Below are 21,570 nucleotides of genomic sequence, written 5' to 3'. Positions count from 1 at the left end.
AACCAGGTCAGTGCGGCAATCATGATGCAAATCCTCAAATGCAGACGGCACCCGCAGGTGCCGTCTTGGTCAGAAGCGTGGGCGGTTAGGCCATGGCTTCGTACAACGGCAGTGTCAGGAACTCCGGATACTCTGGCGTCAGCGACATCTTGTCGAAAATAACCGCAGCCTGATCATAGGTTACCGTATTTTCGCCCTGGGCACTGACGGTGGCTTTGACCTTGGCCAGCTCTTCTCCGATCATGCCGCGAACCATCTCGACAGTGACCTTGCGGCCGTCATCCAGAATGCCCTTTGGTGAAACCACCCACTGCCAGACCTGCGAACGGGAGATCTCGGCTGTGGCCGCATCTTCCATCAGGTTGTGGATAGGCACACAACCATTGCCGGCCAGCCAGCTGCCCAGGTAGTGGATACCGACGTTGATGTTGTTGCGCAGACCTGCTTCGGTGATCGGTGTTTCTGGTTGGAAGTTCAACCAGTCTTTGGCGCCGAATTCTTCAGTACGCTGTTTTTCCCACTGGTTCGGACGGTCGCCCAACACCTTCTGGAATTCTTCAGCGGCAATCGCAACCAGGCCAGGGTGAGCGACCCAACCGCCGTCGAAGCCGTCGTTGGCATCACGGGTCTTATCGTGACGGATACCGGCCAGTGCCTTTTCGTTGGCGACCGGATCATTCTTGATCGGGATCAGTGCCGACATACCGCCCATTGCCGGTGCGCCACGCTTGTGGCAAGCTTTGACCAGTGCCAGGGCGTACGAACGCATGAACGGCACTTCCATGGTGATGGCACCACGCTGCGCCAGGCAGAAATCCTTGTTCTTCTTGAACTTCTTGATGCAGCTGAAGATGTAATCCCAGCGGCCAGCATTGAGGCCTGCCGAATGTTCGCGCAGTTCGTACAGGATTTCTTCCATCTCGAAGGTGGCGAGAATGGTTTCCACCAGCACGGTGGCCTTGATCGTGCCTTGCGGCAGACCGATTTCGTTCTGAGCCATCACGAAGATATCGTTCCACAGGCGGGCTTCCAGGTGGCTTTCCATCTTCGGCAGATAGAAGAATGGGCCGGCGCCGCGGGCAATTTGCTCTTTGGCGTTGTGGAAGAACACCAGACCGAAGTCGAAGATACCGCCAGAAACGCGCTGACCGTCGATCAGGACATGCTTTTCATCGAGGTGCCAGCCGCGCGGACGAATCTGCAGGGTAGCAATCTTGTCGTTGAGTTTGTATTCCTTACCGGCTTCGTTCTTGAACGACAGCTTGCGACGAATGGCGTCGTAAAGATTCACTTGGCCCTGGATCTGGTTTTCCCAGTTCGGGCTGTTCGAGTCTTCGAAGTCGGTCATGTACGAATCAGCGCCCGAGTTGTAGGCGTTGATGATCATCTTGGCTTCGACCGGGCCGGTGATTTCGGTGCGGCGACGCTCCAGTGCCTTCGGCAGCGGGGCAATCTTCCAATCGCCTTCACGGATGTGTTTGGTTTCCGGCAGGAAATCCGGCATTTCGCCGGCATCAATACGTGCCTGACGCTCGATACGGGCTTTCAGGAGTTCCTGACGGCGCGGTTCAAAGGCGCGGTGCAGCTTGGCAACGAAGGTCAGGGCTTCCGGGGTCAGGATTTCTTCATAACGGGCATTGATCGGGCCAGTGATCTGAACGCCGGCAGGCAGTGTGAGGCTCATGTGAAAACTCCGTAAATGTATGACACAAACTGAAGAGAACGACGATTTTTTACTGATGTTGCACATTCTATTGCAGTGCAAATAGAATGAAAAGATGTAAAAATATCCGTTCTTTTTATACTATAAGTACTAAACAGATCGGAGAAACCGATGAATCCTTTCAAGGAAATGCAGGCATTGGTGCTTGTGGCGACGCATGGATCGCTCTCGGCAGCAGCGCGTATCGAAGGCGTGACCCCGGCCATTATGGCCCGTCGGCTCGATGCTCTGGAAGAGCGTCTGGGATCACAACTGGTGCATCGAACAACCCGTCGGATTTCTTTTACCGAAGCAGGACAGAATTATCTCGAAGATTGCGTTCGGATTCTGAATGATCTGGCTGGGGCAGAAGCGGCTGCCGCAAGAGGCAGTGTTCAAGTGAGCGGGCATTTGCGGATGACGGCACCGGCCGGATTTGGGCGTCGCCATGTGGCACCCCACGTGCCGGTATTTCTAGAGCGGCATCAGGGCGTGAGTATTACCCTGGATTTGTCGGATCGTCTGGTGGATCTGGTGAATGAAGGGTTCGATTGTGGGATACGACTGGGGGCCCTGTCAGATTCCAACCTCGTTTCCGTGCATCTGGGAGAGATGCAGCGGGTAGTCGTTGCAGCACCCGCCTACCTCGAAAAGCGCGGCATCCCACAAACACCGGAGGATCTTGCGGCCCATGATTGTCTGGCATTGGGGCCGCAACGCGGATGGACATTCCGGTCTGGCGGGTCAAGCACCAAAACACGGAGTATCCGCGTTAAAGGCTCGATGGAGTGTAATGATGGTGTGGTGCTGGCCGAGTGGGCAAGAGCAGGCGCTGGCTTGGCCTGGCGCTCGATGTGGGAAGTGGGTGAGGATCTACAGGCGGGACGCCTGATCAGTGTGCTGGATGCATGGGCGGCACCGCCAGTCGGTATCTATGCGGTATTCCCCGAGCGGCGGCATTTGCCGTTGAAGGTGCGCGCGTTTATTGATCTGCTGAAAGACGCGTACGCTCAGAAAGATTACTGGCTACCCTAGCGCATCGCGCCAGAGCAGCCGAGAGCCAAATCGTTAGCTCAGTACAGCGAGTGCGGCCTCGTAGTTCGGCTCGTTCTTGATCTCGCTGACCAGTTCGCTGTGCAGTACACGATTGTTTTCATCGAGCACAATGACGGCGCGCGCCGTCAGGCCGGCGATGGGACCGGTTTCGATAGCAACACCGTAGTTCTGGAGAAATTCACGGCCACGCAGGGTGGAAAGCGTTTGGACGTTGTCCAGACCTTCGGCACCACAGAAACGCGTTTGGGCAAACGGCAAATCGGCAGAAATGCAGAGCACCACGGTGTTGTTCAGTTGGGATGCCTTTGCATTAAATTGGCGAACCGAAGTGGCGCAGGTAGGGGTATCCACGCTCGGAAAAATATTCAGCACTTTGCGTTTGCCGACAAAATTTTCCAGCGTCACATCGCTCAAATCCTTGGCGACGAGTTTGAATGCCGGTGCCGTGGTGCCAGTTTGCGGGAGCGTGCCGCCGATCTGAATCGGGTTGCCGCCGAGGGTGACTGTTTGCGTCATGATGGGGTCCTTTAATTTATGGCTTGTTTTGGGTGGCTACTACCCGATCAGTGTAGCCGGAGTTCTGGCGCTGGCACAAATAAAAACAGCACCCGTAGGTGCTGTTTTTATTGAAGAGAAGCGGTTCTTAGTGGAACTGTTCTTCTTCGGTCGAACCGGTCAGCGCCTTCACGCTCGACGTGCCACCCTGGATGACGGTGGTGACTTCGTCGAAGTAACCGGTGCCGACTTCCTGCTGGTGTGAAACGAAGGTGTAACCCTGGTCGCGAGCAGCAAATTCCGGCTCTTGAACCATCTCGACGTAGTGCTTCATGCCTTCGCCGCCAGCGTATGCCTTGGCGAACTTGAAGGTGTTGTACCAGTTGACGTGGATACCGGCCAGTGTGATGAACTGGTACTTGTAACCCAGCGCCGACAGCTCTTCCTGGAAGGAAGCGATTTGCTTGTCGTTGAGGTTCTTCTTCCAGTTGAACGACGGCGAGCAGTTGTACGACAGCAGCTTGCCTGGGCAAGCGGCCAGCACGGCTTGGGCGAATTCACGGGCGAAGCCGATATCAGGCACGCCAGTTTCACACCAGACCAGGTCAGCGTACGGTGCGTAAGCAACGCCGCGGCTGATCGACTGTTCCAGACCGTTCTTGACGCGGTAGAAACCTTCCTGGGTGCGCTCACCGGTCAGGAACGGCTTATCGTTTTCGTCGTAGTCCGAAGTGATCAGGTTGGCGGCTTCAGCATCGGTACGGGCCAGGATCAGGGTCGGTACGCCCATGACGTCAGCAGCGAAACGCGCGGAGATCAGCTTCTCGATGGCTTCACGAGTCGGTACCAGAACCTTACCACCCATGTGACCACACTTCTTGGCAGCCGCCAGCTGGTCTTCGAAGTGAACGCCCGCAGCACCGGCGGCAATCATGTTCTTCATCAGTTCGAACGCATTCAACACGCCACCGAAACCGGCTTCAGCATCGGCCACGATCGGCAGGAAGTAGTCGATGAATTCTTTGTCGCCCGGGTTCACACCACGCGACCACTGAATTTCGTCAGCGCGCTTAAAGGTGTTGTTGATGCGGCGAACCATAGTCGGCACCGAATCGTAAGCGTACAGCGACTGATCCGGGTACATGGTTTCCGAGGTGTTACCGTCGGCAGCAACCTGCCAGCCCGACAGATACACGGCTTCCAGACCAGCCTTGGCCTGTTGCATGGCTTGACCGGCGGTGATGGCGCCGAAAGCATTGACGTAACCCTTCTTGGCGCCGCCGTTCACTTTGTCCCACAGGACTTTGGCACCGCGTTGGGCCAGGGTGTATTCCGGCTGCAGGGAGCCGCGCAGACGGACGACGTCAGCAGCGGTATAGCCGCGCTTGACGCCATTCCAGCGGGGGTTTTCAGCCCAGTCTTTTTCCAGGGCGGCGATTTGTTGTTCGCGAGTTGCCATCTTGATTCCTTCAGGGGAGAGTTTGCAAGAGAAAGTGCGCTGGCGTGCGGCGGGACCTTGCGGTGGTCGCGCGTCTTTGCGTGCAATGACTATATACGGCTTTTGTTGCAAGCGCAACAACTCTTATATAAGACACAAGATATCGCATATTCTATTAAAAACAGGTGGTTGTGAGCGATGTTTTTGGTGGTTTTATAAGTTAAGCCGCGTTGCAGCATGAAAAAAACCGACCGGCTGGTCGGTTTTTTTGGGCCAAGGCGCTTTAGTGCGTCAAACGAGCGGGGTCGTCGATACGATCACCCCATCGTCATCGGCGCACAACCACTCGCCCGGTTTCAGTGTGACGCCACCAAAGGTGACAGGGAGATCGCGCTCACCAATGTTTTTCTTCACCGTCTTGAGCGGATGAGTGTTGAGTGCGCGTACCCCCAGAGGCAGGCCATTGATGGCGGCGCTGTCACGAATGCAGCCATAGACCACGACGCCTTCCCAGCCATTTTTGACGGCCAGCTCTGCCAGCTGATCGCCGAGCAGCGCACAACGCAGACTGCCGCCGCCATCGATGACCAGAACTTTGCCTTGGCCGGGCTCGCCGAGTAGTGTTCTAACCAGCGAGTTGTCCTCGAAAATCTTGAGGGTCACGATCTCGCCAGAAAAGCTGGCTTTGCCACCATAACGCTGGAACATGGGCGTCAGCACGCGCAATTGCTCGGCTTGCGTTAGGGCTTCGTTCGCATCCAGTAGGTCAGTGGTCAGTCGTGCAGTCATGGTGTCTCTCAGTGTCAGTTTTGATCAATCGATGTTCATCGATCGGGTTAGGCTGTAACCGATGCCGCATCAGGTGCGTCGGTGTTTTCAGTGTCTGTAAATTGTAATTGCACCGTATCGTTCTGGTCGATATCGACAGTGACATGGCCGCCATGCGCCAGCTTGCCGAAGAGGAGTTCATCCGCCAGTGCTGCACGGATCGTGTCCTGAATGAGGCGTGCCATGGGGCGGGCACCCATGAGCGGATCGAAGCCGTTTTCAGCCAGATAGGTTTTAAGCGCTTCAGTGAAAGTGACTTCCACTTTCTTTTCATGAAGCTGTTCTTCAAGCTGCATCAGGAATTTATCGACCACGCGCAGAATGACCTCCAGATCCAGTGGTTTGAACGAAATGGTGGCATCCAGCCGATTGCGGAACTCCGGGGTGAATACCCGCTTGATCTCTTCCATTTCATCACCGGCCTGCTTCTTGGCCGTAAAGCCCATCACAGATTTGTTCAGTGTTTCCTGTCCCGCGTTGGTGGTGAGGATGATCACAACGTTGCGGAAGTCCGCTTTGCGACCATTGTTGTCGGTCAGCGTGCCATGATCCATCACTTGCAGCAGTACGTTGTAGATGTCCTGATGCGCTTTTTCGATTTCATCAAGCAGGAGTACGCAATAGGGCTTCTTGTTGACCGCCTCGGTGAGCAAGCCGCCTTGTTCGAAACCGACGTAACCCGGTGGCGCACCAATCAAGCGCGAAACCGCATGGCGTTCCATGTACTCTGACATGTCGAACCGCAGCAGTTCCACACCCAGACAATAGGCCAGCTGCTTGGCAACTTCGGTTTTACCGACGCCCGTGGGGCCGGAGAATAGAAAAGAACCAATGGGCTTGCTCGGGTTGCCCAAGCCTGAGCGCGACATCTTGATGGCGCGGGTCAGCGCATCAATCGCTTTGTCCTGTCCGAAGACGGTTGCCTTCAGGTCGCGATCCAGATTCTTCAACGCACGTTTGTCATCGTTGGACACATGCGACGGCGGAATGCGTGCGATGCGCGAGACGATTTCTTCAATCTCGTGTTTGCCGACCACCTTCTTCTGCTTACTCTTGGGCAGAATCCGCTGTGCAGCGCCCGCTTCGTCGATCACATCAATCGCTTTGTCGGGCAGGTGTCGATCAGTAATGTGGCGTGCCGCCAGTTCGGCAGCGGTGGTCAGTGCAGAGGCGGTGTACTTGATGCTGTGGTGGGCTTCAAAGCGCGATTTCAGGCCCTTGAGAATTTCAATGGTTTCGGCAACCGAGGGTTCGTTGACGTCCACCTTCTGGAAGCGGCGTGAGAGTGCTGAATCCTTTTCAAAGATGCCGCGATACTCGACAAAGGTCGTCGCGCCAATGCAACGCAGCTGACCGTTGGCCAATGCTGGCTTGAGCAGATTGGAAGCATCCAGCGTGCCGCCCGATGCCGATCCAGCGCCGATCAGCGTGTGAATTTCATCAATGAACAATACGGCATTCGGATTGTCCTTGAGTGCTTTGAGAACGCCTTTGAGACGCTGTTCGAAATCACCCCGGTATTTTGTGCCGGCCAGCAGTGCGCCCATATCCAGTGAGTAGACAGTCGCTTCCGCCAGGACATCCGGCACGTCCTTGTCGACAATGCGGCGCGCCAGACCTTCGGCAATCGCGGTTTTGCCCACGCCGGCTTCTCCTACCAAGAGCGGGTTGTTCTTGCGTCGGCGACAGAGAATTTGGACCACGCGTTCAAGTTCGCGATCACGGCCGATCAGCGGGTCGATCTTGCCTTGCTGTGCAAGCACGTTGAGGTTGATCGTGTATTGTTCCAGCGGGCCGTTCTGTGCCTTTTCAGCGCTCTCGGCATCGCCGTCTTCTCCTTGGGGTTTGGCGCTGTCGCGGGGCACCTTGGCAATGCCGTGCGAAATGTAGTTGACCAGATCCAGTCGTGTGATGCTCTGCTTTTGCAGGAAGTAAACCGCGTGGGAATCTTTCTCGCCAAAAATGGCGACGAGGACATTGGCGCCGGTGACCTCCTTTTTGCCGGAGGATTGCACGTGCAGAATCGCTCGTTGAATCACGCGCTGAAAACCAAGTGTTGGCTGTGTTTCCGCGTCAGTATTGTCTTCAACGACCGGGGTGTGCTCTTCGACGAAGCGCGTTAATTCAAGGCGGAGCGCTTCCAACTGGGCACCTGAAGCGCGCAGGGCTTCCGAGGCAGATGGATTATCAATCAGGGCCAGCAGCAGATGCTCGACGGTGATGAATTCATGGCGCTTCTGGCGTGCTTCGACAAAAGCCGTGTGCAGACTGACTTCAAGTTCCTGGGCAATCATGGGGCTTCCTCCATCACGCAGGCCAGAGGGTGCTGGTGTTCTCTGGCCAGATTAACAACCTGTTCAACTTTGCTGGCGGCGATATCGCGGGTATAGATACCGCAAATACCGCGGCCATCGGTGTGTACTTCGAGCATCACCCGCATGGCACGTTCGTGGTCCATCCGGAAAATACGTTGTAACACGTCGACAACAAAATCCATGGGGGTGAAATCGTCATTCAGCAGCAGTACCTGGTACAGCGGGGGATACCGTAACGCCACCGCTTCCCGTTCAAGAACGGCAGTGCCTTCCTGGGTTTTTCTATGGTTAGCCATGGGCACAATTTAAGGCTTGAAGGCCAAATCTTCAATGGGTTTGACATAAAAGACCGTTGAATCTTGCAGATACGTACCTGCAGTGCAGCATAAAAAATTGCGAAAACAGGTTGACGATGCGTAAAACATCGCGTAAAAAAGGCAAATACCGGGATTCCGGTACAGGGAGGAGTGTGGGCGCACCCGGTGTGCTACGTTCTGAAATAGTTTAAAGAGGTCAGTACGACCGGAAGGAAGCAGTAAAATGGCACTAGGTACCGTCAAGTGGTTCAATGACGCAAAGGGTTTTGGTTTCATCACGCCGGACGGCGGCGGTGAAGATCTGTTCGCCCATTTCTCCGCAATCACCATGAATGGTTTCAAGACCCTGAAGGAAGGCGAACGCGTCTCCTTCGACGTGGTCGACGGCCCGAAGGGTAAGCAAGCCGCTAACATCGGTCGCGCTTAATGCGGTTGTTCGTGGTGCCTCCTGGGCACCACGATGCTGAAAAAGCCCGCCATATGGCGGGCTTTTTCTATTGTTCGTAATCGTTCTGTATCATCCGGTTATGGTTCGATTCCGTAAAACGCTCGCCGTTGTTCTGGCCATCAGCATGTCGGCGACGTCAATGCCCGCATGGGTGTGGGCGGCATCTTCCGAGCTTCCGGAGCTGGGCGATGCGGCACACGAGATTCTACCGCCCCAGCTGCAACGCAAGCTCGGCGCGGAGTTTTACAATGAGATCCGGCTACGAGAGCCGTCTTATATCGATGACCCGGAAATTGCTGGCTACGTAAACCGCGTAGGGCGTCGTCTGGTATCCGCCAGTGCGGACTCGAATGGCAAGTTTACGTTCTTTGTCTTGCGTGATCGACAGATCAACGCCTTCGCCACCTTTGGTGGCTATGTGGGGATCAATACGGGGCTGCTGCTGGCGGCACGCACCGAGTCGGAATTTGCCGGGGTACTCGCCCACGAAATTTCACATGTCACGCAGCAACATCTGGCTCGCGGCATTATGGCCGCTCAGAGCCAGTCCATGTCGTCACTGGCGAGTCTCGCGCTGCTGGTTCTGGCAGCGCGGGCCGGTGGAAACACCGGACAGATTGCCCAGGGGGCTGGACAGGCCATCCAGGCGGCCAGTATGCAGTCCCAGTTGGCTTATTCGCGTGATTTCGAACGAGAGGCGGATCGTGTGGGCTACACGACGCTGACCAAAGCTGGTTATGACCCGAAGGGCATGTCCGATTTCTTCGAGCGCCTGCAGAAAGCCACAGCGCTTTATGAAAACAATGCACCGGTCTATTTGCGCACACACCCGTTGACCACCGAGCGGATCTCGGACATGCAGGGCCGTGCCCACAATGCGCCCTATCGGCAGGTACGAGACAGCGAAGAGTTCTACCTGGTGCGCGCCAAATTGCGCGTCATGGAGTTCGTGCCACAGGATGCGCTCGCCGAATTCGAAACGCAATTACGTGAACGCCGTTTCGCACATGAGTCATCTGTCTGGTATGGCATCTCTCGCGCCCAATTGCGTCTGGGGCGTCTGACGGATGCCGAGAAATCCTTGCAGCAGGCCAGAAAACTCACGCAGCCGAACCCGATGTTCGAGACACTTGCGGCAGAAATCAAGTTGGCTGAGAAGGATCTGGTGACATCGACCCATCTCTACCGAGAGGGCTATAAGCGCTATCCCAATGACGAGGCGCTGATGCTGGGGCTGGTTCATGTGCTGCAACTGCAGGGACAGAACGAGGCTGCAATACAGATTCTCGATGCCCGCTTACGGCGAGGTCCACGTGATGCAAAAATATATTTATTGCAGGCGCAATCCTATGCGGCGCTGGGAAAATCGGTGCAGTCCCGGCAGGCAACCGCAGAAGCCTATGCGCTGAATGGCCAGACACAGGCGGCCATCGAGCAACTGGAGCTGTCCCAGCGCGAAGCCCGGCAGTTTCATGAGCAATCAATGATCGATGCCCGATTGCGTGCTTTACGGGTACAGGTCATCGAAGAGCGTAAATCGGCGAATCAGTCGCCGTTCTAGAGTGAATGTGTATTGAGTATCCGTCATGATGAATCAACATCCCCCAACCTCACATCGACAACTTGATGTGAGTGGCCTGAAATGTCCCATGCCGATTCTGAAGACCAAAAAAGCGCTGGCCGAGATGGGGAGCGGGGAGGTGCTTGAAATCCGTGCGACGGATCCGGCGACGAAAGATGATTTCACCGCGTTTGCACGGCAAACCGGCCACGTATTGCTTCAGATGCATGAAGACGCCGGGGTGTTTACTTTTCACTTACAGCGCAAGTAGTGATGGCGATGCAGGAACCGGCAGTCTTGTTCAGGGATGCGCTGGCACCGTTGTCCCAGGCTGCATCGCTGCGTTGCTCGGGTATTCGTTCGACGTGGACGATTGTGGACGCGGCATCGCTGGACGCCGCATTGCAGGCAGCCGATACAGCAAGAGCGCAAGGCCGACAGGTGGTGTTTGCCCTGGATTACGAGCTGGGATCGGTGCTGGAGCCCCGGGCGGTTGTAGCTAATGAGGCAGGAGTCCACCAGCCGCTTGGTTATATCTGGGTATTTGATGATGCCGTTTGGCTGACCTGTGCCGAAGCCGATGCGTGGTTGCTGGCCAGGGGTACTCACAGTCTGGAGTCGACAGACCAGGTTGTTGAAGCAGCGGGTTTTGCAGGTTGTCTCCGTGGTCAACCGTCGCTGTCTCCGGCACAGTACGCCGAGAAGGTGGCAGAAATTCGCCAAACTATCGCCGAGGGCGGTGTGTATCAGGTGAATTTTACCTGGCCGCTGGATGTGACCCTGGTTGGCCACCCTGCGCGTGTTTTTCTGAATCTGGCACGGGCGCAGCCCACGTCTAATGCGGTCTATGTCGATCTGCCTGAATGTCAGGCGCTGTCACTATCACCCGAGTTGTTTTTCACGGTTAATGGTGACCAGATCACCGTAAGGCCAATGAAGGGCACCGCCCCACGTGCCGCTGAGGTCGGCGCTGATGTCCGCGCAGCAGCTGCATTGCGTGCCTCTGAAAAAAACCGTGCGGAAAACCTGATGATTGTGGATCTGCTGCGCAATGATCTGGGCCGCGTGGCCGTGCCCGGTTCAGTTCAGGTCGAGACCTTGTTCGAAATCGAACCCTATCCGACGGTGCACCAGATGACCTCGACAATCTCGGCGCAGGCGCAGGATCCCTCCCTGTCTGCGCTCATACCAGCCTTGTTTCCCTGCGGTTCGGTAACGGGGGCGCCGAAAGTCGCCGCCATGCAGAAAATCAATGCGCTGGAAATCGCGCCGCGCGGTTTGTATACAGGGAGCCTGGGCTGGGCGACCCGGGATAGGATTCATGCCAATGTGGCGATCCGCACGCTGGTGCTGGATCCTCCGTTGGATGAGAGAGAATATGAAGCTCGCACAGCGGTTCTCGGTGTCGGTAGCGGCATTGTCTGGGATTCGGATCCCACCGAAGAATATGCCGAATGCCTGCTGAAAAGCGCCTTCATCACGAAGCATGATCCCGGCTTCTCGCTTTTCGAAACCCTACGGCTTGAGCTGCCGGCGGAAGACCTGGCAGCGACCTTGCCGCTAGTTGAGCTCTTTCCACGTTACCGTCTGCATCGGGATCGTTTGCAGGCATCTGCCGCCGCTTTGGGCTTCGGTTATGACGAGGCCGCATTCGAAGCCATCCTCTGGCAAGTGACAGCGGAGATCCGTCAGAAACTGGCCGAGAGTCGGGAGAGCCGGCTTTATCGCGTTCGTGTTGATCTGTCGCATGGTGGCGGCTTGCGTGTCACCTGGTCCGCTTTGCCGCCGTTAGCAGATCGTGTGGCGCTGATCTGGTCAACAGAGGTCCTTGAAGCCACCAATCCGTTACTGCGACATAAAATTTCTGCACGTACCCGCTACGATGCCGCCGTCGATAGGGCCATCAGTCAACAGGCATTTGATGCGCTGTTCTGCAACACCACCGGTCAGGTGTGTGAGGGTGCGCGTAGCAATGTGTTTGTGCGCGAGGGCCAGCGTTTGCTGACACCACCGCTACGCTGTGGCTTGTTGCCGGGTGTGCTGCGCACGGAATTGCTTGCTCGCGGTGCTGCCTGTGAGTCCTTGCTGACGGTGGCGGACGTCAAGGCGGCGTCGCGAGAGGGCCGGCTCCGCGTAGGTAATGCGCTGCGCGGTTTGATGCCGGCCTATCTCAAGTAGCTCATTGCGCCTGGAGTTTGGCCAGTTGGGGCTTCAGGATGCCGAGCGTGTTGCCAAAATCGGCCATGCGCTGACGTTCCTGTTCCACCACCGCCGGCGGCGCACGATCAACAAACGAGGCGTTGCCCAGTTTGCTTTCGGTCTTTCTGATTTCGCCTTCCAGACGGGTAATTTCCTTTTCCAGGCGGGCGATTTCTGCCGGAACATCGATGGCCACTTCCAGCATCAGCTGGATGTTGCCAATCACGGCCACGGGTGCCAGCGCATCCGCCGGCAGTGCTTCAACGAAGCGCACATCCGCCAGTTTGGCCAGCGCCTTGAGGACGGGTGCAGCTTCGCTCAGTGAGGTTTGTTCGGTCAGGCTCGCCGCGATCATCAGCGGTACCTTCGTGGCCGGTGACAGGCTCATCTCACCGCGCAGGTTACGGCAGGCCGAGACCAGGCCCTTCAGGCGTTCGATCTGGGCTTCGGCGGCGGCATCCACGCGCTCTTCATTGCACATGGGGTAGCCGGCCAGCAGAATCGTCTCGTGGGTCTTGCGACCTGCCATCGGCGCTATTGTTTGCCAGAGCTCTTCCGTGATGAACGGTACGAAGGGGTGGGCTAGACGCAGCATGGTTTCGAGCACACGCAGCAGGGTGCGGCGGGTTGTCCGTTGTTCTTCGGGTGTGCCGTTCTGAATCTGGGTCTTGGCGATTTCGAGGTACCAGTCACAGTACTCATCCCACACCAGGTGATAGAGCGCCTGGGCCGCCAGGTCGAAGCGGTATTCATTGAGCTGCTGACCGATTTCGGCTTCGGCACGTTGCAGCAGGCTGATGATCCAGCGATCCGCTGTGGAATAACGCAACTCGCACTCGGCCGCCGCAATGCCGCAGTCCTGATCTTCGGTATTCATCAGTACAAAGCGGGTGGCGTTCCATAGCTTGTTACAGAAGTTGCGATAGCCTTCACAACGCGACAGATCGAATTTGATGTCGCGGCCGGGGCTAGCCAGCGAGGCGAATGTGAAGCGCAGGGCATCGGTGCCAAAGCTCGGAATACCGTCGGGGAACTCTTTGCGCGTTTCTTTTTCGATGCTCTGTGCCTGCTTCGGATTCATCAGGCCGAACGTGCGCTTCTTGACGAGCTCATCCAGCGTGATGCCGTCGATCAGGTCGATAGGATCAAGCACGTTGCCTTTGGACTTGCTCATTTTCTGACCCTTGCTGTCGCGGATCAGGCCATGCACGTAGACGTCTTTAAAGGGAATATGGCCGGTCAGATGCTGGGTCATCATCACCATGCGGGCAACCCAGAAGAAAATGATATCAAAGCCGGTGACGAGCACCGACGAGGGCAGATAGCGCTGTAGTAGCGCATTGGTGGCGTCCTGGCCGGCGTTGCCAGTCCAGTCGAGCGTGGAGAACGGCCACAGGGCGCTGGAGTACCAGGTGTCCAGCACGTCTTCGTCGCGGCGCAGTGCACCGGTGTCGCCGGCGGCCGTGGCTTGTGCTTGCGCTTCAGCTGCATCATGCGCCACATAGACCTTGCCGCTGTCGCTGTACCAGGCCGGAATCTGATGACCCCACCACAGCTGACGCGAGATACACCAGTCCTGGATGTTGTTCAGCCACTGGTTATAAGTGTTGACCCAGTTTTCCGGATGGAAGCGGATCTTGCCGCTGGCCACCACATCCAGTGCCTTTTGCGTGATCGATTTGCCGTCATTGCCGGGTTTGCTCATGGCGACGAACCACTGATCGGTCAGCATGGGTTCAATGACGACACCGGTTCGGTCACCACGTGGTACTTTGAGTTTGTGCTTGTCGGTCTTTTCCAGAAGCCCCAGGGCTTCCAGATCTTCGACGATGGCCTTGCGTGCCTCGAAGCGATCCAGGCCACGGTATTTTTCCGGCGCGTTGTCGTTGATCTTGGCATCCAGCGTCAGGATCGAAATCAGCGGCAGGTTGTGACGCTGGCCAACCGCGTAGTCATTGAAGTCATGCGCGGGGGTGACCTTGACGCAGCCCGTACCGAACTCCAGATCGACGTAGCTGTCGGCAATGATCGGAATCTCACGGTCGGTGAGCGGCAGCTTCACCGTTTTGCCGATGAGGTGCTGATAACGTGGGTCTTCCGGATGCACCATCACGGCCGTGTCGCCCAGCATGGTTTCCGGACGGGTTGTGGCAACAGTCAGTGAACCGCTGCCATCAGCAAGCGGGTAACAAATGTGCCAGAGGAAGCCGTCTTCTTCTTCAGAGAGCACCTCAAGATCAGACACGGCGGTATTCAGTTTCGGATCCCAGTTGACGAGGCGCTTGCCGCGATAGATGAGCCCTTCGTTGTAGAGGCGGACAAAGCTCTCAGTGACCGTTCTCGAGAGGCCGTCATCCATCGTGAAGCGTTCACGTGTCCAGTCGCAAGAGCTGCCCAGACGACGCATCTGCTGCGTGATCGTGCCACCCGAGTAGGCTTTCCACTCCCAGACTTTCTCCAGAAATTTTTCACGGCCCAGGTCGTGGCGCGAAATGCCATCCCGCTCCAGCTGACGTTCCACCACAATCTGCGTGGCGATACCGGCGTGGTCCGTGCCCGGCTGCCACAGCGTGTTGGCACCACGCATCCGGTGATAGCGGGTTAAGGCATCCATCAGTGTCTGGTTGAAACCGTGGCCCATATGCAGCGTGCCGGTCACATTGGGCGGTGGCAGCAGAATGCAGAAAGCCTCTTCCTTGGCGGCATCGTCACCGGCAGCGAAGTAGCCGCTATCTTCCCAGGTCTGGTACCAACGGCGTTCGATTTCGGCGGGTTCAAAGGATTTGGCAAGCGTCATGGTGTTCAATTCAAGCGGGGTTAATTGGATTTGCGATAAGTAATGGGGTAGCCGCGTTCTTTATAGAACGCCATGCGTTCACGTGCGGTGGCTTTGTCAGCATCGTGCTGGCTGACAATTTCGAACAGCCGCTGATAACGGGCGAAACCCGGCGGCACGCCATCGGCCAAATTGACCAGTAGCTCGTCTTGCGGCACGGCCTCCAGATTATCGGTAATGATGATCAGGGTACGGTCCGCTTCGGCGCTGTTCGAGTGACAATGGGGGATGAAAGACTGCGGATCCGTGGTCCACAAAGCCTTATCAAAGGCTTCGGCCCGTGCCGGATCGGGAATATAAAACGTGATGGGTTTGCGGCGCTCCCAGGCAAGCGTCGCCAGCCGGACAGCCTGGGTCAGGCGATCCGGTTGGTCGTGGTAGCAATCGATCTGCGTCACTGGAAAAAAATGAACGGTTTTCGAAGGTGTCCGTTAATCATGTTTTCCGGCGCGTGCCATCAGGAAGCGCGTCAGCAGCGGCACCGGGCGACCCGTGGCACCCTTGTCTTTGCCCTGCACCCAGGCCGTGCCGGCGATGTCCAGGTGGGCCCACGGGTAAGCCTTGGTGAAACGCGACAGGAAGCAGGCGGCCGTGATGGTGCCACCCCAGCGGCCACCGATGTTGGCCATGTCGGCAAAGGGGCTCTTCAGCAGATCCTGATAGTCATCCCACAGTGGCAGCTGCCAGGCGCGATCCATCGTCGCTGTGCCCGCGTTGCGTAGTTCGTCGATCAGCGGGTCGTTGTTACCGAGCAGACCAGTGGCGACCTGGCCCAGAGCCACGACACAGGCGCCAGTCAATGTGGCGACATCCACCACGGCGGCGGGCTTGAATCGCTCGGCGTAGGTCAGGGCGTCGCACAGAATCAGACGGCCTTCGGCGTCGGTATTCAGAATCTCAATCGTCTGGCCCGACATTGAAGTCACAATGTCACCCGGACGGGTGGCGCTGCCACCCGGCATGTTTTCCGTGGTCGGCACAATGACCACCAGATTGATCGGCAGCTTCATGCCGGCCACGGCGCGCAGCGTGCCCAGTACACTGGCAGCGCCGCACATGTCGTATTTCATTTCGTCCATTTCGGCGGCCGGCTTCAGCGAGATGCCGCCGGTGTCGAAGGTGATGCCCTTGCCGACCAGCACGACCGGTTTTTCGGTTTTTTTGCCACCGTTGTATTCCAGCACAATGAACTTCGGCGGCTGGTGTGAGCCTTTGGCCACAGCGAGCAGCGAATGCATGCCCAGCTTTTCCATGGCGGCTTTTTCGAGAATCAGGCACTTCAGGCCAAAGGTCTTGGCCAGTTTTTTGGCCTCATTGGCCAGATACGTCGGTGTGCAGATATTGCCCGGCAGGTTGCCCAGGTCACGCGTCAGATTCATACCGTCAACAATGGCAGCGCCCTGGGCAACGGCATCCTGCGTGGCCTTATTGGCCCTCTCCGCCAGTAGCAGGGTGACGGACTTGAGTTTGACGGGCGTTGCTTTCGGCGTGGTTTTGAAGGTGTCAAAGCGGTAAGTACATTCGCCCGTGAGCACGATGCTCTGGCGGAGCGCAGTAGCGGCCGGCAGGTCTTTGAGGCTGATACTTGCCAGGGTGTTGACGGCATCTGCGGCATTGGTGCCCAGTACGGCCTGGGTGGCTGTCCTGTTGGCCTGTGCCCAGCCTTTGTGGTTCAGTTCATCGGCGCTGCCGAGTCCGACGAGGACCAGACGTGCGGCCTTGATGCCTTCCGGATGTCGCACCACCAGTGTGCTGCCGGGCTTGCCTGTAAAGTCGCCCTGCTTGAGAAGACGGCCGATGAGCCCCTTGGTTGCCTCGTCGATGGCGGCCGTCGCTGCAGGTTGGGCACCCTGTTCAAACACACCCAGAATCAGGGCATCGGTGCTCAAAGACTGGGGGGCGCCGGTTTTTGTGCTAAATTTCATCGGATTCTCCGGAAGGAAATAGAATGCTTAGGGTTTGCACTGCAAACTTTAACCTGTGATTATCCCTGCCGGCAGCGCTTTTCGTCAAAATCTGGAACCGAATTCCCTCGTTACCCTGGCCGCACTGTTTTGAAGCATATTTACCGATCATGATCTTTGCGCGCGCCATGCGGCGGGAATTCGTCCAAAATGCGGTCGCCATTTCGGTGGCCTTGCTGGTCATTCTGTTGACCACGTTTTTGGTGCGCCTGCTTAACGAAGCCACTATTGGCAAGGTATCGGCCGGTGCTGTGGGGCCATTGCTGGGTTTTGCCATCTTCAATTTTTTGCCAATTCTCTTGTCGCTGGCCTGCTTCATGGCGATCCTGCTGACACTGTCACGCTGGTATCGGGATTCCGAAATGACCGTCTGGTTCAGTGCCGGACAGCCACTGACCGCATGGATCCGGCCAGTACTGGTGTTTGCCATTCCGATTATGTTGGTGGTGGGCGCGCTGACCCAGGAACTGGTGCCCTGGGCGCATGGCGAGAGCCTGAAATACCGCAAACAGGTTTCGGACAAGAACGAACTAGGCCTGGTGCGTCCGGGCGTGTTTCGCGAATCAAGCGATGGGCGCCGGATCTTTTTTATCGAGTCCGCCGATAAATCCGGTGACACAGTCCAGAATATTTTTGTCAGCGATAATCAGCCGGATAAGCTGGGCATCACCGTGGCGGAGCGTGGTCGACAGGAAGTGCACGAGAACGGTGACCGCTTCATCGTGCTGGAACAGGGCCATCGATACGAATTGAAGCCGAATTCTCCGGAATTGCGGGAAATGGCCTACGAACAATACGGTTTCCGTGTGGAAACCAAGGCCTCGGACAGCAGCATGCGACATCAGGACAGCACACCGACCCGAGAGCTGCTCATCAATCCGACGCGGGAAAGCCTGGGCGATGTGGTGACACGTGTCGGTACCACGATGATGGTGGTCATGCTGGCGCTGCTGGCGATTCCATTGTCTTACGTCAACCCGCGTGCCGGCCGTTCGGCCAACATGATTCTGGCGTTGCTGGTTTATTTTGTGTATATCAATCTGATGACGATTGCCCGGGCCTGGGTGATTCAGGGACGTTTGCCGTTTGTGGTCGGATTGGTGGTGCCGCATCTGATCATGTTATCGGTACTGGTCTTTGGCTTCTATTACCGCATGACGGCCACCACTCGGGGTTCGCGCCGCCGTCTGCGGGGTACCGCCCGCGCAGGAGCCTGACATGATCTATCGCAAATATGTCGGTCGTGAGGTGTTACTTGCCACACTGCTGATTCTCGGTGCGTTCATGGTGCTCTTTGCGTTCTTCGACCTGATGGGCGAGCTGGGCAAACTGGGCGAGGGCGGTTACAAGCTTTACCAAGCCATTGTGTATGTGGCACTGATCCAGCCGGGCCGGATTTACGAACTCATGCCGATTTGTGTGCTGATTGGCTCGCTCTATGCCTTGTCGAATCTGGCACGGCATTCTGAAATCAACGTATTACGCGTGTCGGGAGTTTCCAGCACGCAGTTGCTGACGACCCTGATGCGTGTTGGATTCTGGCTGGTCCTGGCCACCTTTATCTTGGGCGAGTTTGTCGTGGCGCCAGCCGAACAGAAAGCCCAGGAGTGGCGGGTCAAGGCCATGAGCGGCACCATTACCCAGGGGCTGCAGTCCGGCGTCTGGGTCAAGGATGACAAAACCTTCGCCAATATCAATGCCCTGCGGCCGGACGGTCGTCTGGAATCGGTACGGATTTACCAGTTCCGCAAGGATATGACGCTGGACCGCGTGTCCTATGCCAAATCGGCCACCTTCCAGGCACCGGATACGTGGATGCTGAACGAGGTCTCGGAAACCGTGCTGGATGGCCAGCGTGTCCGTCAGGTGCAGTTGCCCAGCAAGGCCTGGCAATCCGCGATTACCCCGGAAGTCCTGCAGGTACTGTTGGTTCGCCCGCACCTGATGTCGGTGTATGAGCTCTATACCTATATTCAGCATCTCAAGCGTAATGGCCTGGGGAGCGACACCTACGTGATCGCCACCTGGAAAAAGGTGTTTTATCCCCTGTCGATCCTGGTCATGATGGCGCTGGCTTTACCCTTCGCTTACCGCCATGATCGCGTGGGTGGTGTTAGTCTGCGCATTTTTGCCGGGGTGATGATTGGTGCCCTGTTCTACATGCTGAACGGGCTAGTCTCCAGCCTGGGCGCCATTAACAACTGGTCCCCTTTTGTGACCGCGGCGCTGCCGATGATTCTGTTTATGGGGGCTGCGATCGGATTGCTCAAACGCGCCGAGAAACGTTAATCGTTTGAGTGGTTCGGCGGTTTGGGGGTGTACACGATGCGGCTGCCGGCAATGCGGTCGTGCAGAAACTGTCTGTCCGGATCCAGTGCACACCAGAGCACTGCCAGGCCTGTGGGCCAGCAGATCCAGGCCATGCCATACCGCACCAGCGCCTGTAACGGCCGCAGATGGTTGCCCGTTCGCGCATCAACCAGATAAAGCCGCCAGGTTTTCATGGCCAGTGTCTGGCCGGCGCGAACCCAGCACCAGACAAAATAGGTGCCGAGCAGCAGAAAAAGATAAAGCCAGAGCAAACCGGGGCCGGGCATGAGGCGGCTGACACCGGCAAAGAGCGCCAGAGGGAGCAGAAACAGGAAGACCCCCAGTGCCACAATGACCAGGGCTTCATAGAGCAGGCTACCCAGGCGGCGGCCCAGCGGTGCCCGTTCAACGACTGTCATTGCTTGTGGGCTCCACAGCCGCCGGTGCGGCCGGTTCTTCGGGCGGTTTGGCCGGTGCAAAGGTCAGCGGGCTGGCGGGGAGTGCGGGTTTGGGCGGTACGACCTTGACGGCAGAGGGTGCGGTGGCCAGCGTGCCGGCCACGGTGCCGCTGGGCAAGGCGCCTTCTTTGGTGGTGGTTGCCATCGGCTTGCCATCGACGGATGGTGTGCGGGCAGCTCGCTTATTGGCTTTATCCAGTTCGCGGGCTTCTTCTTCCAGGCGGGCGCGCACGCTTTCCGGCAGATTCTGGTAATCCGCCCATTTTTGGGCGAGGGCTTCGCGCTCTTCGGCGTTGGTCTGCCGGCTCAGCTCCCGAAAGCGTTCGCGAGCGGCCTGGCGTTGGGCCGGCGTTAGGCTGGCCCAGGCCTGCATGCGTTCGCGGATCCGTTCCTGTTCGGCCTCGCTCAGATCCGGGTACCGTGCCGCAATTTCCAGCCATTTTTTCCGCCGGAATCGCTCCATGTTGTTCCAGTCTTCTTCCAGCGGTGCCAGAATTGTTTTCTGGTTGATGTTCAGGTCCTTCCAGTCCGGCTGCGGGGCGACGGCAACCCGCACACCACTCGGTGTGTCCTGGTTGGGGCGTACGCGCGGATAGCCCACCACCACCGCAATGATGGTGACGAGTAGCGTCAGCAGAATCAGTCCGTTTCGGCCGGCGATCCGCTGGAAAGCCATGTCTGGAATCCCTTATCGATCAGTGCATGAGGCGGTAGCGCTTCACTCAGCAGGGCGCTGTCTTCGCTAGCCAGGTCTTCGATCTGGCTTTGTGCCTGCCAGAACATGAATACACCCGTCAGTAACAGGATGCCGGCTGATGCGGCCCAGCGGCGCCAGTCCGTCGCAGAGCCAAAGGTGTCACCGAACAGGCTGCCAATGACGCGGTGCGTGCCTTGTCCAGCCAGTTGCAAGGCGCTCTGAAACTGTTTCTGATGGCATAGCGCCTGCTCGCGCATCTGGGCCAGGCGGGCAGTGATGCGGCTGGGTAACACGGCAGTGCTTTGATCCAGCGCCTGCGCCATGGCCTTGGCCAGCAGGTCGTCCTGCGGCGGGGTCGGGTGGTGCGATTCGTGGGTCATAGCTGTATTCCTTTTTCTTTCAGAGCCGCTGCTAGCGCCTGGGTAGCGCGCGAGCAGTGGGTTTTGACGCTGCCCTGGGAGCAACCCATGGCTTCGGCCGTCTCTGCAGTGTCCAATCCTTCCCAATAACGCAGCAGGAAGGCTTCTCGTTGACGTGCTGGCAGCTTGGCCAGTTCATTTTCCAGGATTTCCAGGAGCCGGCGCTGTTCCAGGGCTGTTTCCGGGGTCGCCTGGGGTTCGGCATTCGGGTCACGCAGCCGGTCGATGCGCTCCTGGTCATCCTCATCGTCGTCATTGTTGCCGCCGAGCGCTGAAAAGAGCGTGGTCCAGGTGCTTCTGACTTTGGTCCGTCGGTAGAAATCGCGGATCGTGTTCTGCAAAATCCGCTGGAATAGCGCCGGCAGTTCTTCGGCCGGCCGGTCGCCATAGTTTTCAGCCAGCTTGAGCATGCTGTCCTGCACGATATCGAGGGCATTTTCTTCGTTATGCACGGCAAACCAGGCCGTTTTATAGGCCCGGCGCTCGACATCAGCGAGAAAAGCGTCCAGTTCGCGAGGGGTGGCCAA

General features: G+C 57.4%; 20 protein-coding genes. 7 read left to right on the top strand and 13 right to left on the bottom strand.

Going from position 1 to position 21,570, the window contains the following annotated elements; all coding sequences use genetic code 11:
• Positions 1–85: 85 nt before the first annotated feature.
• Complete coding sequence (gene aceB / locus AC3GOJ_RS02720) at positions 86–1,684, bottom strand: malate synthase A (protein ID WP_488235925.1); 1,599 nt, start codon at positions 1,682–1,684, stop codon at positions 86–88.
• A gap of 150 nt (positions 1,685–1,834) precedes the next feature.
• On the opposite strand from aceB, the gene AC3GOJ_RS02715 reads away from it, so the two are divergent.
• The gene (locus AC3GOJ_RS02715) at positions 1,835–2,737 is read left to right on the top strand and encodes a LysR family transcriptional regulator (RefSeq protein ID WP_488235924.1); all 903 of its coding nucleotides are present in this window, start codon (positions 1,835–1,837) and stop codon (positions 2,735–2,737) included.
• Positions 2,738–2,770: 33 nt separating this feature from the next.
• Here AC3GOJ_RS02715 and tpx read toward each other — a convergent pair whose 3' ends face one another.
• The 5 genes from tpx to clpS form a co-directional block, all read right to left on the bottom strand.
• Positions 2,771–3,274 carry a thiol peroxidase gene (tpx, locus tag AC3GOJ_RS02710; RefSeq protein WP_488235923.1) on the bottom strand — a complete coding sequence of 168 codons (504 nt, stop codon included), beginning with the start codon at positions 3,272–3,274 and terminating at the stop codon, positions 2,771–2,773.
• A gap of 127 nt (positions 3,275–3,401) precedes the next feature.
• On the bottom strand, positions 3,402–4,712 hold the full coding sequence (gene aceA, locus AC3GOJ_RS02705) for an isocitrate lyase (protein ID WP_488235922.1): 1,311 nt from the start codon (positions 4,710–4,712) through the stop codon (positions 3,402–3,404).
• Positions 4,713–4,982: 270 nt separating this feature from the next.
• The gene (rraA, locus tag AC3GOJ_RS02700) at positions 4,983–5,480 is read right to left on the bottom strand and encodes a ribonuclease E activity regulator RraA (protein ID WP_488235921.1); all 498 of its coding nucleotides are present in this window, start codon (positions 5,478–5,480) and stop codon (positions 4,983–4,985) included.
• A 47-nt stretch (positions 5,481–5,527) separates the two neighbouring features.
• The gene (clpA, locus tag AC3GOJ_RS02695; protein ID WP_488235920.1) at positions 5,528–7,813 is read right to left on the bottom strand and encodes an ATP-dependent Clp protease ATP-binding subunit ClpA; all 2,286 of its coding nucleotides are present in this window, start codon (positions 7,811–7,813) and stop codon (positions 5,528–5,530) included.
• Positions 7,810–8,130 carry an ATP-dependent Clp protease adapter ClpS gene (gene clpS, locus AC3GOJ_RS02690; RefSeq protein ID WP_488235919.1) on the bottom strand — a complete coding sequence of 107 codons (321 nt, stop codon included), beginning with the start codon at positions 8,128–8,130 and terminating at the stop codon, positions 7,810–7,812. The genes clpA and clpS overlap by 4 nt, the downstream gene beginning before the upstream one ends.
• Before the next feature lie 244 nt (positions 8,131–8,374).
• Between clpS and AC3GOJ_RS02685 the strand changes: the two genes are divergently transcribed.
• From AC3GOJ_RS02685 to pabB, 4 genes are all read left to right on the top strand, one after another.
• Positions 8,375–8,578 carry a cold-shock protein gene (locus tag AC3GOJ_RS02685; protein WP_162049182.1) on the top strand — a complete coding sequence of 68 codons (204 nt, stop codon included), beginning with the start codon at positions 8,375–8,377 and terminating at the stop codon, positions 8,576–8,578.
• Between the two features lie 100 nt (positions 8,579–8,678).
• Entirely contained in the window at positions 8,679–10,160 is a 1,482-nt protein-coding gene (locus AC3GOJ_RS02680) for a beta-barrel assembly-enhancing protease (protein ID WP_488235918.1), read from the top strand.
• 25 nt (positions 10,161–10,185) lie between these two features.
• Positions 10,186–10,431, top strand: a complete 246-nt coding sequence (locus tag AC3GOJ_RS02675) for a sulfurtransferase TusA family protein (protein ID WP_488235917.1) — start codon at positions 10,186–10,188, stop codon at positions 10,429–10,431.
• A 2-nt stretch (positions 10,432–10,433) separates the two neighbouring features.
• On the top strand, positions 10,434–12,338 hold the full coding sequence (pabB, locus tag AC3GOJ_RS02670) for an aminodeoxychorismate synthase component I (RefSeq protein ID WP_488235916.1): 1,905 nt from the start codon (positions 10,434–10,436) through the stop codon (positions 12,336–12,338).
• 1 nt (position 12,339) lies between these two features.
• On the opposite strand, the gene AC3GOJ_RS02665 is transcribed toward pabB, so the two are convergent.
• The 3 genes from AC3GOJ_RS02665 to AC3GOJ_RS02655 are packed head-to-tail and all read right to left on the bottom strand — an operon-like array spanning position 12,340 to position 17,120.
• Entirely contained in the window at positions 12,340–15,156 is a 2,817-nt protein-coding gene (locus AC3GOJ_RS02665; protein WP_488235915.1) for a valine--tRNA ligase, read from the bottom strand.
• Between the two features lie 20 nt (positions 15,157–15,176).
• Positions 15,177–15,593, bottom strand: coding sequence for a DNA polymerase III subunit chi (locus tag AC3GOJ_RS02660; protein WP_488235914.1), 417 nt, complete (start codon positions 15,591–15,593; stop codon positions 15,177–15,179).
• Positions 15,594–15,626: 33 nt separating this feature from the next.
• Positions 15,627–17,120, bottom strand: coding sequence for a leucyl aminopeptidase (locus AC3GOJ_RS02655; protein WP_488235913.1), 1,494 nt, complete (start codon positions 17,118–17,120; stop codon positions 15,627–15,629).
• Positions 17,121–17,269: 149 nt separating this feature from the next.
• Here AC3GOJ_RS02655 and lptF point away from each other — a divergent pair, with 149 nt between their 5' ends.
• Together lptF and lptG are read left to right on the top strand one after the other, a co-directional pair.
• Positions 17,270–18,376, top strand: coding sequence for an LPS export ABC transporter permease LptF (lptF, locus tag AC3GOJ_RS02650; protein WP_488235912.1), 1,107 nt, complete (start codon positions 17,270–17,272; stop codon positions 18,374–18,376).
• Position 18,377: 1 nt separating this feature from the next.
• Entirely contained in the window at positions 18,378–19,448 is a 1,071-nt protein-coding gene (lptG, locus tag AC3GOJ_RS02645) for an LPS export ABC transporter permease LptG (protein ID WP_488235911.1), read from the top strand.
• Here lptG and AC3GOJ_RS02640 read toward each other — a convergent pair.
• The 4 genes from AC3GOJ_RS02640 to AC3GOJ_RS02625 are packed head-to-tail and all read right to left on the bottom strand — an operon-like array spanning position 19,445 to position 21,570.
• A complete protein-coding gene (locus AC3GOJ_RS02640; protein WP_488235910.1) occupies positions 19,445–19,888 on the bottom strand; it encodes an RDD family protein in 444 nt (147 codons plus the stop codon). The genes lptG and AC3GOJ_RS02640 overlap by 4 nt on opposite strands.
• Positions 19,875–20,603, bottom strand: a complete 729-nt coding sequence (locus AC3GOJ_RS02635) for a DUF3106 domain-containing protein (protein WP_488235909.1) — start codon at positions 20,601–20,603, stop codon at positions 19,875–19,877. Before AC3GOJ_RS02635 ends, AC3GOJ_RS02640 begins: the two co-directional genes overlap by 14 nt.
• The gene (locus AC3GOJ_RS02630) at positions 20,567–21,004 is read right to left on the bottom strand and encodes a DUF3619 family protein (RefSeq protein ID WP_488235908.1); all 438 of its coding nucleotides are present in this window, start codon (positions 21,002–21,004) and stop codon (positions 20,567–20,569) included. The genes AC3GOJ_RS02635 and AC3GOJ_RS02630 overlap by 37 nt, the downstream gene beginning before the upstream one ends.
• Positions 21,001–21,570 (bottom strand): RNA polymerase sigma factor, encoded by a 570-nt coding sequence (locus tag AC3GOJ_RS02625; protein WP_488235907.1) that lies wholly within the window; start codon positions 21,568–21,570, stop codon positions 21,001–21,003. Before AC3GOJ_RS02625 ends, AC3GOJ_RS02630 begins: the two co-directional genes overlap by 4 nt.

Source organism: Fluviibacter sp., from assembly GCF_057744235.1.
The sequence above is the reverse complement of the archived record's forward strand: the minus strand, read 5'-3'. Positions and strand labels throughout refer to the sequence as shown.